The following is a 14,015-nucleotide window of genomic DNA, read 5'->3' as shown; positions in this document are numbered from 1 at the left end:
TAGAAAATTAGATTCATGAAGATTGGAATTGTGTGTTATCCTACTTTTGGTGGGAGTGGCGTAGTGGCTACAGAACTTGGTATGGCTTTGGCTCATAAGAACCATGAGGTTCATTTTATAACTTACAATCAGCCGGTTCGATTGGATTTTATTTCTAGTGGTTTGCATTTTCATCAGGTTCAAATAAAAGAATACCCTCTTTTTGAATACCAACCTTATGAATTGGCTTTATCGGCTAAAATGGTTGAGATTGTCTCTAAGTTCAAGTTAGAAATATTGCATGTGCATTATGCCATTCCTCATGCGTATGCTGCTTTCATGGCTAAACAGATGTTAAAAGAGCAGGGGATTGATGTAAAAGTTGTAACTACTTTGCACGGAACGGACATTACATTAGTTGGAAGTCATCCTAGCTATAAAAAATCAGTTGAATTTAGTATCAATAGTTCTGATGCTGTGACAACGGTATCAAATAGTTTGAAAAATCAAACATTGGATTTGTTTGATATCAAAAAGAAAATTCATGTAATTTATAATTTTATAGAATTAGAAAAATATCCAGATATTCTGCATGAAGAGTGTCAAAGAAATTCGATAGCTGAGGAAAACGAAAGAATTCTAACGCATATTAGTAATTTCAGACCTGTGAAGAGGACTTCTGATGTGGTAGAGATATTTTATAAAGTTCAAAAAGAAATACCTTCTAAATTATTGTTAGTTGGAGATGGTCCAGACTTACATGCCGCAAGATTGAAAGCTAAAGAATTGGGGATTTATGAAAATGTATTGATCCTTGGGAATAGTGTTGAGCTAGAAAAGATTCTTTGTTATACAGATTTGTTTTTACTGCCTTCTGAAACAGAAAGTTTCGGGTTGGCAGCTTTGGAAGCCATGGCTGCAAAAAGTCCTGTGATTTCGAGTAATTCAGGGGGTTTGCCTGAGGTAAATGTCAATGGCGTCACTGGGTTCTTAAGCGATGTAGGTGATGTGGATGATATGGCGAAAAATGCCATTCATATTCTGTCCGATGCAGATCGATTGAAAGAATTTAAAAACAATGCCTGGTTGCATTCTAGAAAATTTGCGATTGATGAAATACTACCTTCCTACGAGAAGATTTATGCAGATTTAGATGCTGAAAGAGACAAATAACTATTCGTTTTTTTCAAGAATGGCTAGTCCAAATTTTATAGTGTTATAGGGCAATTCTTCTTTAAAAAACTCATAATATGCTTTTAAGGTTTTAGGACTTTTCAGCGCTGTTTTTGCATTTTCTAAAAGCTCTAATTCTTTGTCGTTTACAAATTCATTTAAATTTATATCATGTCCCTCTTGATATAATTTTATAAAATGGGTTTGTACAGTCATCAAATTTAATTTTCGTTCTACAGATATTTCTTCTGCCGAAAGTCCTTGTTTGAATAACTTTAAGGTTTCTAAAAACGTATTACCTTTTGTTTTTTTAACCTTCTTTTTTGTAATTGTCTTTTCTTTCTGAAAGGCGATAATTTCTTTTATAAATTCAAAACCAAAGTCTTCAAACTTTTTACGTCCAACTCCATCAATGGCTAGGAAGTCTTCATCCGTCATTGGTCTTTCCTTTTCCATTTGTTTCAAGGCAGCGTCATTAAAAACCAAATACGCTGGTATTTCATGATCCTGGGCAATTTTTAATCTTAATAGACGTAACCTTTCAAATAAATCAGTAGTCGACTTTTTTGTTTTACCAGCTTTCGCAAGTTCTTTTTTGGTTAATGGAACTGGTAAGACTTTTGTAAGTCTCACTTTTTCTCCTTCAAAAAGAACATTTTTGGCTAGAGAGCTAAATTTTAAAGCGTTGTTTTGATGAAATGCAATTTCGCAATATCCGAGGTTGATCAATTGGATGATATATTGCTGCACATCTCTCCATGGAACATCCTTTGCAATTCCATACGTTTTTAAATTTTGATAGCCTTTGTCGTAAATTACTGCATTCTGAGAGCCTCTTAAAAAGTCGACTAAGGTTCCTATGGGTTCGCTTTCTTTCAATCTAAAAACGCCAGATAATATTTTTTGAGCAATGACAGTTCCATCAAAGAATTCTGGTGGGTTTTTACAGACATCACAGTTGCCACAGTCTTTTTCAATAAATTCACCAAAGTAGCTCAATAATATTTTTCTTCGGCAGCTCAATGCTTCTGTATACTGTTGCATTCTTTCTAACTTGGAAAGTTGCACCTCTTTATTTCCTGAATTTTGCGCAAATTTTTGAAGTTGAATAACATCAGCATAACTATAAAACAAAATGGTTTCAGAATTGACGCCATCTCGACCGGCTCTTCCAATTTCTTGATAGTAACCTTCCATATTTTTGGGAAGGTTGTAATGAATAACCCAACGGACATTAGATTTGTCGATCCCCATTCCAAAAGCTATGGTGGCACAAATAATTTGACTTTTGTCGTAAATAAAATCTTCTTGAATTTGAGCTCTTTCTTCATGCGGAAGTCCAGCATGATAGGCTTTTGCCTTGAAACCATTTTTAGAAAGTCTAGCAGCAACTTGTTCTGTTGCTTTTCTACTCAAACAATAAATGATTCCTGAGGTGTTAGGTCTTTCCTTTATGAATTTTACAATTTGGATAATTCTGTCCTGAGCACTTCTAACTTCTAAAGAAATATTGGGTCTGTCAAAAGAAGCAATGTGTCTTTCTAATTTTGGAAGTCCTAGCTGCGTAAGAATATCTTCTCTTGTTGCCTTATCCGCAGTAGCGGTAAGAGCGACAATAGGCGTTTCAGGAAGTCTTTTCTTTAAAAATCCTAATTGGGTATAAGCAGGTCTGAAATCATGACCCCAAGAAGAAATACAATGGGCCTCATCAATCGCAATCAAACTAATTTTAATTTCTTGGACAACCATTTCAAAAAAAGCCAAACTCTCTGGAGCTAAGTATAATAGTTTGATAGCCCCTTTTTTAAGTTTATTGATTATGGTTTGGTTTTCTTCTTCAGTTTGCGAGCTGTTTAAAAATGCAGATGGAATTCCATTGGCATTCAAACCATCTACCTGATCTTTCATCAATGCAATCAATGGGGATATCACTAAAGTTACTCCCTCTAAAATAAGTGCAGGTAACTGAAAACAGACAGATTTTCCTCCTCCGGTTGGCATGATCACAAGGTTGTCGTTGCCCTCTAAAATTGAAGTGATTATTTTTTCTTGATGTGGTCGGAATTTTTCATAACCAAAATATTCTTTTAAAGTGCTGTGTAATAATTCTTTTTGAGACATCGAAAAAATAAACTTTTATAGACTTACAAATATAGTTTTTTCGTCTCTATTCTTTATTTTTTTAATGAATTATTAAAACACAAAGGAGTGTGGAAATAGCATTAAAATCTTTTGTATCTTCCATTCACATCTGTAAATAGTTTCCATTGCAAAAAATAATAATAGTATTAGGACTTCAATTTATATGTAGCAGCTTATTTGCTCAGGAATGGAAAAATATAAAAACCTATAAAAAAGAGACAGGTTTAGAGGAATTGCAAAACGGCTGTTGGTTAAAAAAGGACCGAAGAAAAAATACTGAAGTTTGGGAAAATGCAAATGTTTTTAATTTGCAAGATTCTTTAGGTTTTCAAAAATACCAAAGCGTTTCAGAAATCAGAGATTTTTATATATGGTTTGATACTCTGAGAAAGGAAAAAGGAGATGAAATAGAATGGGTAGGATATGCGGCTATTGCTTCTAAACAATTGTCTAAAGTAGATTCTTATTTTGTTCGCTCTTGGATTGTTAGAAATAAAGAAATAGTTGAGTTTATAAACTCAGGATCACATGAAGTTTTTGAATTTGCTTTTCCCTTATTGAAAAGTGTGTATAAAAGTCCAGAACCAATCACAGAGAAAAAAGCTTTGCAATGGGATATGGAATATGGTAGGGTGGAGCAATGTACTATTATTGAGCCTTTGTATGAGAAGTTAACTCCAAAAGCAATGAAAAAATTGAATAAAATGGCTGCAGGTAAAGGTATTTATGCATTTGGGGTTCCAAAGAAAATTCGTTTTGAAGGTGCTATTGCAAGCTGTGAGAATCGTGTGGCTCATATTCAATTAAAAATAAAACCTTATTATAAAAGAAATCAAGAGTAATTCTAATTCAACGATATTTTAACAATGCGTTAAAGATAAGTTGATTGATGAACCGAGATATTTAAAGCATTACAATACAAGGAAATTAAATCCGACGATTAACATTTGTTTACTTTTTCCTGTTTTAGCGTGAACTTGGTTTCTGTATGGCAAGGCTATTTCAACATCAAAACTTTACATTGCCCCTACAAAATGTTGAATACCTAATTTATATGGGGGTCTGGAGAGTTTAGTTTTTCATTAGAAATGCCCTTTGTTTATTGATTTTTGAGAGCTTTTTATGAGGGAATCTATTTTTTTTCAAGTTGTATGTTCTGTGTAGTGTCACAATTATAGTTGTGGGTCTTTGCTTTTAGTAATTTTGGTTACAACCAAATAAATTAAACTAAATCAAAATTATGAAGTATTCTAAAATGAGGTATGCGAGTTTCGTGTTACTATTATTTATAGGCTGTGTTCAAAACATTATTACTGCTCAAACGGTAGGTGTAGGAAGTGCAAGCTATACCAAAAGTTTTCCTGGTGTTGATGAGGCAGGAAGAAATGGTTATCCAAGTGGCTCTCCTCAGTTAAGTGGTGATGCTATTGGAAAACCCGTGCCAACAAACGATTGGTGGTCTAGTGTTGTAAAAGAAGATCATGCATCAAATCTATTTACGTATCCAATGACTTTAAAAACAACAAACACAGGTCTTGTTGTTACTTATATACCTTGGGGAGTTATAGGTGATTCTGCACCGATCAATATAGGTCTTTCCAATTTAAATACTTCAAAGACTACGGTTTCAGATTATTCGGATTGGACCGTAACCATGGATTGGAATGATAATACAAGGCAGATGAAAACCACGACAGGAATAGCAATGCCTTTTTTATATTTTGAAAAAGATTCAGAATCTGAGGTTCGAGTTGAGGTGGTGTCAGGAACAGTTACTGTTTCCAACGAAATGTTATTGATTGAAAATGCTAGTCATGGGGCAGATTTTGCTATATATGCACCGGTAGGTAGTCAGTGGGAGGTTTCAGGAAATGTATATACATCTTCTTTGAATGGCAAAAATTATTGGTCAGCTGCCATGCTGCCTCAAAATACATCTGCAGTTTCTACCGTTGCGAATGAGTATAAAAAATATGCCTATGTTTTTCCTGCAAATACAGAAGTTAATTGGGATTACAATACCACGGGAGGTACTGTTGTAACCGATTTTAGTGTTACTACTGAGGTTAAGGAAGGAACGGATTCGGATATGCTACTAGGATTGTTACCACATCAATGGAACAATTTAGCGGCAGGTTCTAATAGTCCTCAGAAGCATAGCTATGAGTCGGTTAGAGGAGAGGTGAAAACCATGAGTGGAAATACTTTTTCAGTGTCAAATAATTATAGTGGTATTTTACCAACATTACCTTATTTATCAAACTATAGTGAAAGTTTTAGCCCTTCTGAGCTGTCTGAGAAAATTAGTCAAATTGAAAATGATGGATTGGCTACTTGGACGGATTCTTATAATGAAGGTCAAGTTATGAATAGGCTCATTCAAACAGCCAGGATCGCAGATCAAATGGAGGATCTGGAAGCACGTGACAAGATGATTGCTACGATTAAGGAAAGGCTTGAAGATTGGTTGACATATCAGTCAGGAGAAGTAGCTTTTTTGTTTTATTATAATGAAAATTGGTCAGCAATGTTGGGGTATCCTGCAGGACATGGTCAAGATTCTAATATAAATGACCATCACTTTCATTGGGGATATTTTATCCATGCGGCTGCGTTTATGGAACAGTTTGAACCTGGATGGGCAAATGAATGGGGAGAATTCATAGATATCTTGGTAAGAGATGCTGCAAGCGCAGATAGAAACGATGACAAATTTCCATTTTTAAGAAATTTTAGTCCCTATGCAGGTCATTGTTGGGCAAATGGTTTTGCAACTTTTCCTCAAGGAAACGATCAGGAATCTACTTCAGAGAGTATGCAATTCAATTCTTCTTTAATTCATTGGGGAACCATTACGGGTAATGATGAAATTAGAGATTTAGGAGTTTATTTATATACTACAGAACAAACTGCCATAGAAGAATATTGGTTTGATATGGAGGAACGTAATTTTAAGGACGGTCAATTGTATGGTATGGTTTCGAGGGTATGGGGTAACTCTTATGACAATGGTACTTTTTGGACATCTGATATTACCGCATCTTATGGAATCGAATTGTATCCGATGCATGCAGGATCTTTATATTTAGGTCAAAATCAAGATTATTTGCAGAAAATTTGGGATGAATTACAAGCTAATACCGGGATTTTAAGTACCAATGACACAAATCCAAATTTATGGCATGATACTATATGGAAATACTTGTCTTTTTTAGATCCTGAGAGAGCGATTGAATTGTACGATTCTTATCCAGATAGAGTGATGAAATTTGGTGTGTCGGATGCGCAAACTTATCATTGGATTCATAGTATGAATGCGATGGGACAATTAAAGAATGAAATTAAATCAGATTACCCAATCTCTGCTGTTTTTGAAAAAAATGGTAGCAAAACTTATGTAGCGCACAATTATTCTAATCAAGAATTGGTAGTTTCCTTTTCGGATGGATTTCAATTGACAGTGGCGCCCAATTCTATGGGGACCAATAGAGATGTTGACATTACAGGAGTATTATCATCAAGTTTTGAAAATGCTTATGCAAATGGAAGTGTTGCTTTGGAAGTTGCTATTGGTGCAGGAAATGTTTCTAAAGTGGAATTTTACGATAATGGTAAATTGATAGGAGAAGATACCAATGCTCCTTATGAAATTGATGCTGCTAATTTAAGTTTAGGAAAACATGGTATGTATGCTAAAATTTATGATGGCGTAAACTTTAATGTTTCAAATTCTGTTGAGGTTATTGTTGGTGAACAACAACCCTATAGTGGATCGGAGTTTCAAATTCCAGGTAGTTTTGAATCTGGACATTATGATAGCTATGAAGGAGGAAATGCTAGTGGAATTTCTTATGTTGATGTTTCTACAGTAAACGAGGGAGATTTTAGATTGGAAGATGCTGTTGATGTTGCCTCTGTAAATGGCGAAGGAGCAACTATCGGTTGGATTTCTTCCGGTGAATGGGTAGAATATACGGTTGATGTTGAAAGTTCTGGACTGTACGATTTAAGCTTAAGGTATGCTTCTGGGAATTCTAATGGAGGTGGACCTTTTCATTTAGAGGTAGAGGGAGCAAAAATCAGTTCGGATATCTATTTGAACTCAACTAGTAGCAGTAATTGGTCTACTTTTGCGACCAAAACGGTAAATGCAATTCCATTATACAAGGGAAAACAAGTGCTAAGGTTGAATTTTGATCAAGGTGAATTTAACTTAGGAAAGTTGACATTTACAAGAACCGGAGATTTAAGTTATTCCGCTCCTTATGCAAATGCAGGAGAAAATGTGGTGGTCGTGTTGCCTGCAAGTACGGCTACTTTAAATGGATCTGCAAGTAGTCCAAGTTCAGAAGGAGCAACATATGTATGGGAACAAATATATGGACCTACTGTTGCAAGTTTCTCAGATCATACTACTATTTCTCCTTCGGTTGAAAATTTAGTTGACGGGATTTATAAATTTAAATTAAAGGTATATAAAGGAAATTATGTGTCTTCTAGTGAAGTGTTGGTCATTGTATCAGAAACAGGAAATACAAATCCTACTGTTACGATAACATCTCCAGAAGACGGTACTACTTTTAAGCAGGGACAAGATATTGAAATAACAACTTTGGCAAATGATTTGGAAGCGGAAGTGGTGAAAGTTGAATTTTACGATGGTGAATTAAAGTTAGGAGAGGATCTATCGGCTCCTTTTGAATTTGTTTTTGAAGAGGCTAGTGTTGGAGAACATACGATTACCGCAAAAGCAATAGATGCGGATGGTTTAGAAGGAAATTCTGAAGCAGTGGTAGTCTCTGTGGAAGCTGTTAAATTCTGTGAAGAAACTTCTTCAGACAGTCAGCAAGGTAGTTTTACTGTTGGATATAAAGCAACTTTTGAGTCTGTAGGAGAATCTGTAACAATTTTCTTTGAATTATTAGATTCTGACAAACAAGGAGCTGCAGCTTATTTGTGGAAAGAAAGTCCGTTTGAGGAATCAGAAATGGATTATTTAGGAGATGGTGTGTATTCTAAAACGATAGCAGGTCCTAGTAACGGTGAAAGTATTAGTTATGCATGTAAGTTTGCGTTCAATGGCGGACAAGCAGTAACAAAATATCTAAATTATGTAGTTGGTACAGATTGTAGTGGAAATGGTAGTAATGATGTTGCAGCCCCTACTGATTTTACGGCAACTACAGCGAGTGTTACTGGTAGTTCTGTAGTTTTAAATGCTTTTGCAAATGATGATTCAGGTGTGATAGTGTATACCGTATCTTATGGAAATAAAGAAATTGTTGTTTCAGCAGATTCTGGGAAAACAGAAGCGATTACAATTACAGCCTTGAATCCGAATACAGCGTATACTTTCAATATTTCTGCAGCGGATTTAGCCGGAAATATTACAACAAATTCTCCAATGGTTGTTTCGGCAACGACATCAGTAGATACCAATACAAATTGTAGTGGTCAGAAATCTGGTGCAATTGAAGGAAGTTTTGGGATAGGATATTCTTATGAATTTGAAACCGTTGGTAACGATTTAAAAATAACATTTGAATTATTGGATGAAAGAGATGGAGTTCTTGCATTTTTATGGCAGAAAAGTCCTTTTGTAGAAACTCAAATGGATTTAGTGTCTGGAAAAAAATTCACAAAAACAATTAGCAATGTAAGCAATGGTACTATTGTGAATTACGCCTGTAAGTTTGCTTTTGCAGGAGGTTTAGCAGTGACGGACTATTTAACATATGAAGTGGGGACAACTTGTGAAGATACGGGTGGTGATTTAGATAGTGATGGAGACGGTGTGTTAGATATAAGTGATTTATGTCCTGATACTCCAGGAAACACAGCTGTTGATGCCAATGGTTGTCCGTTGAATATTGAGATTCCTTCAAATAATTTTACTATTAAAACAATTGGAGAAGGTTGTATTGGGAAAGGAAATGGAATGATTGAAATATCGGCAAATGAAAACTTTAATTATGAAGCTAGTTTGAACTCAGTTAAATACACTTTTGAAAATAATAAATTGAACATTGAGGACTTGGAGCCTGGCGAATACGACCTGTGTATAGAAACAATTGGGATGAATCATATTCAGTGCTATACTGTGGAAATAGAAGCGGGTGTCTCTGTAGCGGCAAAAAGCTTGATTTCAAAGAAATACACAACAATTACCATGGAAAAAGGGACAGCGCCTTACCAAGTATATGTAAATGACGCAATGATTTTAAAAACAGATTTAGAAACATTTACCATACCAGCGAGTCAGGGGGATGTTGTGTCTGTTAAAACGGATGCGGAATGTGAAGGAATTTATGAGAAGAAAATTGACCTGTATAGTGATATTAAAACCTATCCAAATCCGGTGAAAGACGAATTGTTTATTCATACTCCAAATTTTGAAGATCAAGTAATGGTCCAAATTTATTCGGCTTATGGAGCTCTTGTGTTTTCAGAGAAAGTTTCAGTTGAAAATGAAAGGATAGCTTTAGATGTTGATAAGCTTTCTAAAGGTGTTTATTATGTGCAATTGGAATTGGAGGAATCTATTCAGTTAAAAATTATTAAAGAATAAATCATGAAAAATATTATATATATCATCGGTCTGACTGTATTGTTTTATAGTTGTGCCACAGAAGACTCAAATAATGCTCCAACGATACCAGAATTGGTGTTTCCTGCCAATAATCAAGCTTGTACAGATTTGATTTTGACATTGGAATGGGAGCCATCGGCAGATTCTGATGGAGATACCGTTTCCTATTTGTTAGAGGTTTCTAACACCATATCTTTTTCATCTTTGGTATTGGAAGAGGTGGTGGAGCAAACTTCAAAAGCGATTAGCGTAACTGGAGATGCTATTTATTACTGGAGAGTTCTTGCCACGGATAATTCTGGAGCTTCAAGTGAATTTAGTAGTGTTTACAGCTTTTATTCTGAAACAGAAGGAATTGAAAATCATGTTCCTTTTGCGGCCAGTTTGTTGGCCCCTTCTCAGAATGACAATATTGCTTCTGGCATCATAAGATTGCAATGGGAAGGTGAGGATTTGGATGAAAATGATGTGCTAGTTTTTGATGTCTATGTAGGAAGTTCTGAAAATATGCTTGTGAAAGAAGCCACAGATATTAGCAATAATTATTTTGATGTTAGTTTGACTGCAGATACCTATTATTGGAGGATTGATGTGAAGGATTCTAATGGAGGAGAGGCAATTGGACAAGTTTGGCAGTTTACAGTGGACTAAGCTTTAAAATTGATAGTTTCTAGTTTGTGATTTTTGTGTTATTTTGGCATAAATAATGCTTTTATGGAAGAATTGAATGAACTATTGAATTTTGAATTGTATGTGTACCAACATCATTCTTTGACTGTTTTTGAGGTTGTCACAGCGACTTTGTTGTTTTTTGCGACCAAATTAATTTTGTGGTTGATCAAAAAAGCATTGGATAGAGAGACAAGGATTCATAACATAGATACCGGAAATTCTTTCGCTATGTTCCAAATAATTAAATATTTTATTTGGATTATAGTGGTGATTTTTATGTTAGAAATAGTTGGTGTGAAAATCAGTGTTTTACTGGCTGGTTCTGCCGCTTTGTTAGTGGGTATTGGACTTGGGTTTCAACAAACATTCAATGATATTTTATCAGGTGTGTTGCTTCTCTTTGAGAAGTCCGTTAAAGTTGGTGATATTTTAGATATTGACGGTGAAATTGTGATTATAGAAGAGATTGGCCTTCGAACTTCGCAAGCAAAAACAAGAATGAATATTGTGATTTTGATCCCGAATTCTATCATCACGACAAACAAGGTGATCAATTGGAGCAATCAATCAAGAAGAACACAATTTGTAATCACTGTGGGAGTAGCTTATGGAAGTGATGTGACTTTGGTGATGAAATTATTACAAGATGCTGCAACTAGTCATAATGAAGTTTTGGAAGATGGTACGGTTCAGGTGCGACTTTCTAATTTTGGAAACTCTTCTTTAGATTTTTCTTTATTGTTTTCAAGTGTAAATATTTTTGAAATCGAAAGAATAAAAAGTGATATTCGAATCGTAATAGAAAAAAAGTTTCAGGCAAACGATATTTCCATTCCTTTTCCGCAATTGGATGTGCACATGAACAATTCAAATCCAATCAAATAAATGGATTTGATAGAACAAAAAAAGTTCATGAAAATCATGAGCTTTTTTAGTTTAATGGATTTTAAGAAAAATTAATGAGCTAATATTTAATTTCCAATCGTTTGTAAATAAAGTGTAACAACCAACCAGGTCCTATCAATAGGAATTGTAGGTCCTTTAAGAATGATGGTTTTTTACCTTCTACTTTATGACCATAAAATTGCCCAATCCAAGCTAAAACAAATACAACTAAACTTGTCTGCCATAAAGGGACCTGCATATAAGTTTCTAAAAATTCACAGAGATGTACACAAATTATGCTAAAGGCAAACATACCAATAGCAAGTGATCTAGAAAGGGACATGTAATATATTGATACTAACAACAATGCAATACTTGCCCAATTGGAAAAAAAATTAGCTCCTAGTATGGACTGCAATTGCGTATTGGGAATGCTGTATAATAGGGCAACGATAGACCAAAATATCAATGGAACACAGATCCAATGAATGGCTTTGTTGGTTTCGTTTTTATGACTTACACCATATTCTTCTAATAATGTGTCAATTTTTCTAGACATAAATTATCTTATTTTACCTAGAAGTTACTAAATTTTTGGCAATATTAGAAATATAATTTGATAGTAAATTATTGAAAATAAATTGACTAGTAGGATAGAAATAGCTGTATGTTTTAGACTACAGGAAGTAACAAGTTAATTTATTTTACGTTCTAAAAAATGTGCTAGTTTTTTAGTGAAAGGTAAAAGAATAATTGCAATAGCTATATTGAAGAATAAATGAGCAAAAGCTACCTGGTATGCTAATGAGTTGGTAAGTTGTTGAACTAAGATTACAAAAAAAATAGCTAAGGGTAAATAGATTAATACTCCAATACTATTAAAAATTAGATTGGCTATGGCTGTTCTTTTGGCAGCATGTTGCAAGTTCATAGCAGCTAAAAATGCAGTACTCGTGGTTCCAATGTTAGAACCTACCACAATAGCTATAGCACCATTTAAATCCAAAACTCCATTTGAACATAAAATTATGGATAAACCGATCGTTACTGAACTTGATTGGCAAATTGCTGTTACAAAGGCTCCTATTAAAACCCCGATAATGGGAATAGTAGCGTATGATAAAAATGTTTCCATCAAAGGACTCTCCTTGACGGGGTCTAGATTCTGGCTAATTAATTCTAAACTAAAAAGTATGAGTCCTAAATAAAATATAGGTTTGGCAGCTATTGAAATTCTACCTTTAAAATAACCGAGTATAAATCCCAGAGCAATTAAGGATATTCCTAAAGCTTCAATTTTAAAGGAGACCAACCATGCTGTGACTGTGGTTCCAATATTGCTTCCTAACAATATAGGTAATGAATTTCCGAAAGAAATAACCCCGCTGTCTACGATACTAATAACGATGGCTACCACCGCGCTACTAGATTGAACCAAAGCAGTAGCCGAAAAACCGAAAAAAACACCTTTGAATTTATTTTGTGTAAATCGTTCGATACTGGATTGAAATGTACCACTTACATATTTTAAAAAATTTTGAGAAAAACTTTCAAGACTATGCGTAAAGAGTCCAATTGCTGCAATTACTGAGACCAATACTTTCCACCAAATTACTTCCATTCTAGTTTTTTATAGGAACTACAAAATATAAAAAAAAATGGAATAAATTTTTCATTTTTAATTATTATAATTTGGAGGGAGAGATGATTTTGAGAAGTATTGAATGATTAAGATAGATAAGAAGCTACAGGCAAAAAATCCTACAAACATTGGTAGTGCGGTTGTGTTGATGAATTTTCCGATTAACATTGCTATAGGAACTGCAATTAATGTGGATAGGAATCCTGATAAAGCAGCTCCTATACCAGCAACATGACCAATAGGTTCCATTGTAAGTGCTCTTATATTTCCAAAAATAAATCCAAGACATAGAAATTGAAGAGCCATAAAAATATAGATAGTTAATATATTTGGATTTGGCTGATTGAAAAATAAACCGATATAAAGTAAAGAGACTATTGAAAATATACAGAGTGCCATGTTTGAAATTCTTTTCATGCCAAATTTCAATACCATGCTACCGTTAAATAATGTAGCAAGCCCAAGGAAAAAAGAGATTGCTGCAATGATGTATACATAGGCGTTTTGATATCCATATTGGTCTTGGAATATTTGTTTGGAGGCACTTAAGAAAACCATAAAGCATCCAGTTATAATTCCTGTAATACTGGTGTATAAAAGAGTTGTTCGGAATTTGAAAAATTCTTTAGCACCATTGATAAAAAGTTCTTTTGTAAGTTTTAATCTGTTAGATTTTATCAAAGTTTCTTCTTGACGGAATGCAAACCATAGTAATACCAATAGAGCAAATAGAATTTGAAAATAAAATATGCTTTGCCAATTGAAATAAATTAAAATTTGTTGTCCTATGATAGGAGCAACCATTGGAATAAGAATGAAAATTACAGTCACAAATGACATAATTCTTGCCATGTAGTTTCCTGAATATTTATCTCTAATGATGGATACGCTTATCGTTCTTGGTGCGGAAAGTCCAATGCCTTGTAGAACCCT

At 34.3% G+C, this 14,015-nt stretch carries 9 protein-coding genes; 5 read left to right on the top strand and 4 right to left on the bottom strand.

Going from position 1 to position 14,015, the window contains the following annotated elements; all coding sequences use genetic code 11:
* The first annotated feature begins 15 nt into the window (after positions 1 to 15).
* A complete protein-coding gene (gene bshA, locus P8H68_RS09625; protein WP_300324116.1) occupies positions 16 to 1,152 on the top strand; it encodes an N-acetyl-alpha-D-glucosaminyl L-malate synthase BshA in 1,137 nt (378 codons plus the stop codon).
* Here bshA and recQ read toward each other — a convergent pair whose 3' ends face one another.
* Positions 1,153 to 3,273, bottom strand: coding sequence for a DNA helicase RecQ (gene recQ / locus P8H68_RS09620; RefSeq protein WP_300324113.1), 2,121 nt, complete (start codon positions 3,271 to 3,273; stop codon positions 1,153 to 1,155).
* Between the two features lie 146 nt (positions 3,274 to 3,419).
* On the opposite strand from recQ, the gene P8H68_RS09615 reads away from it, so the two are divergent.
* The 4 genes from P8H68_RS09615 (at position 3,420) to P8H68_RS09600 (ending at position 11,440) form a co-directional block, all read left to right on the top strand.
* Positions 3,420 to 4,136: a hypothetical protein gene (locus P8H68_RS09615; protein WP_300324110.1), complete on the top strand. Its 717-nt coding sequence runs from the start codon at positions 3,420 to 3,422 to the stop codon at positions 4,134 to 4,136.
* A 398-nt stretch (positions 4,137 to 4,534) separates the two neighbouring features.
* Entirely contained in the window at positions 4,535 to 9,862 is a 5,328-nt protein-coding gene (locus P8H68_RS09610; protein ID WP_300324107.1) for a glycosyl hydrolase, read from the top strand.
* 3 nt (positions 9,863 to 9,865) lie between these two features.
* Positions 9,866 to 10,534, top strand: a complete 669-nt coding sequence (locus tag P8H68_RS09605; protein WP_300324104.1) for a hypothetical protein — start codon at positions 9,866 to 9,868, stop codon at positions 10,532 to 10,534.
* A 63-nt stretch (positions 10,535 to 10,597) separates the two neighbouring features.
* Positions 10,598 to 11,440 carry a mechanosensitive ion channel domain-containing protein gene (locus P8H68_RS09600; protein ID WP_300324101.1) on the top strand — a complete coding sequence of 281 codons (843 nt, stop codon included), beginning with the start codon at positions 10,598 to 10,600 and terminating at the stop codon, positions 11,438 to 11,440.
* Positions 11,441 to 11,519: 79 nt separating this feature from the next.
* Here P8H68_RS09600 and P8H68_RS09595 read toward each other — a convergent pair whose 3' ends face one another.
* The 3 genes from P8H68_RS09595 to P8H68_RS09585 all read right to left on the bottom strand — a co-directional run.
* The gene (locus tag P8H68_RS09595; protein WP_300324098.1) at positions 11,520 to 11,999 is read right to left on the bottom strand and encodes an Mpo1-like protein; all 480 of its coding nucleotides are present in this window, start codon (positions 11,997 to 11,999) and stop codon (positions 11,520 to 11,522) included.
* A 135-nt stretch (positions 12,000 to 12,134) separates the two neighbouring features.
* Positions 12,135 to 13,061, bottom strand: coding sequence for a Na/Pi symporter (locus tag P8H68_RS09590; RefSeq protein WP_300324095.1), 927 nt, complete (start codon positions 13,059 to 13,061; stop codon positions 12,135 to 12,137).
* A gap of 57 nt (positions 13,062 to 13,118) precedes the next feature.
* Positions 13,119 to 14,015, bottom strand: an 897-nt coding sequence (locus P8H68_RS09585; RefSeq protein ID WP_300324092.1) for an MFS transporter, incomplete at its 5' end; no start/stop codon positions are given.

This window comes from Flavicella sp., from assembly GCF_029238425.1.
Lineage (GTDB): Bacteria > Bacteroidota > Bacteroidia > Flavobacteriales > Flavobacteriaceae > Flavicella.
The sequence above is the reverse complement of the archived record's forward strand: the minus strand, read 5'-3'. Positions and strand labels throughout refer to the sequence as shown.

What these genes read in the sequence shown, in the direction of transcription:
- P8H68_RS09600 (WP_300324101.1), top strand. Translation starts at nt 10,598, where the DNA reads ATGGAAGAATTGAATGAACTATTGAATTTTGAATTGTATGTGTACCAA.
- P8H68_RS09590 (WP_300324095.1), bottom strand. Translation starts at nt 13,061, where the DNA reads ATGGAAGTAATTTGGTGGAAAGTATTGGTCTCAGTAATTGCAGCAATT.
- P8H68_RS09610 (WP_300324107.1), top strand. Translation starts at nt 4,535, where the DNA reads ATGAAGTATTCTAAAATGAGGTATGCGAGTTTCGTGTTACTATTATTT.
- recQ (WP_300324113.1), bottom strand. Translation starts at nt 3,273, where the DNA reads ATGTCTCAAAAAGAATTATTACACAGCACTTTAAAAGAATATTTTGGT.
- P8H68_RS09595 (WP_300324098.1), bottom strand. Translation starts at nt 11,999, where the DNA reads ATGTCTAGAAAAATTGACACATTATTAGAAGAATATGGTGTAAGTCAT.
- P8H68_RS09605 (WP_300324104.1), top strand. Translation starts at nt 9,866, where the DNA reads ATGAAAAATATTATATATATCATCGGTCTGACTGTATTGTTTTATAGT.
- bshA (WP_300324116.1), top strand. Translation starts at nt 16, where the DNA reads ATGAAGATTGGAATTGTGTGTTATCCTACTTTTGGTGGGAGTGGCGTA.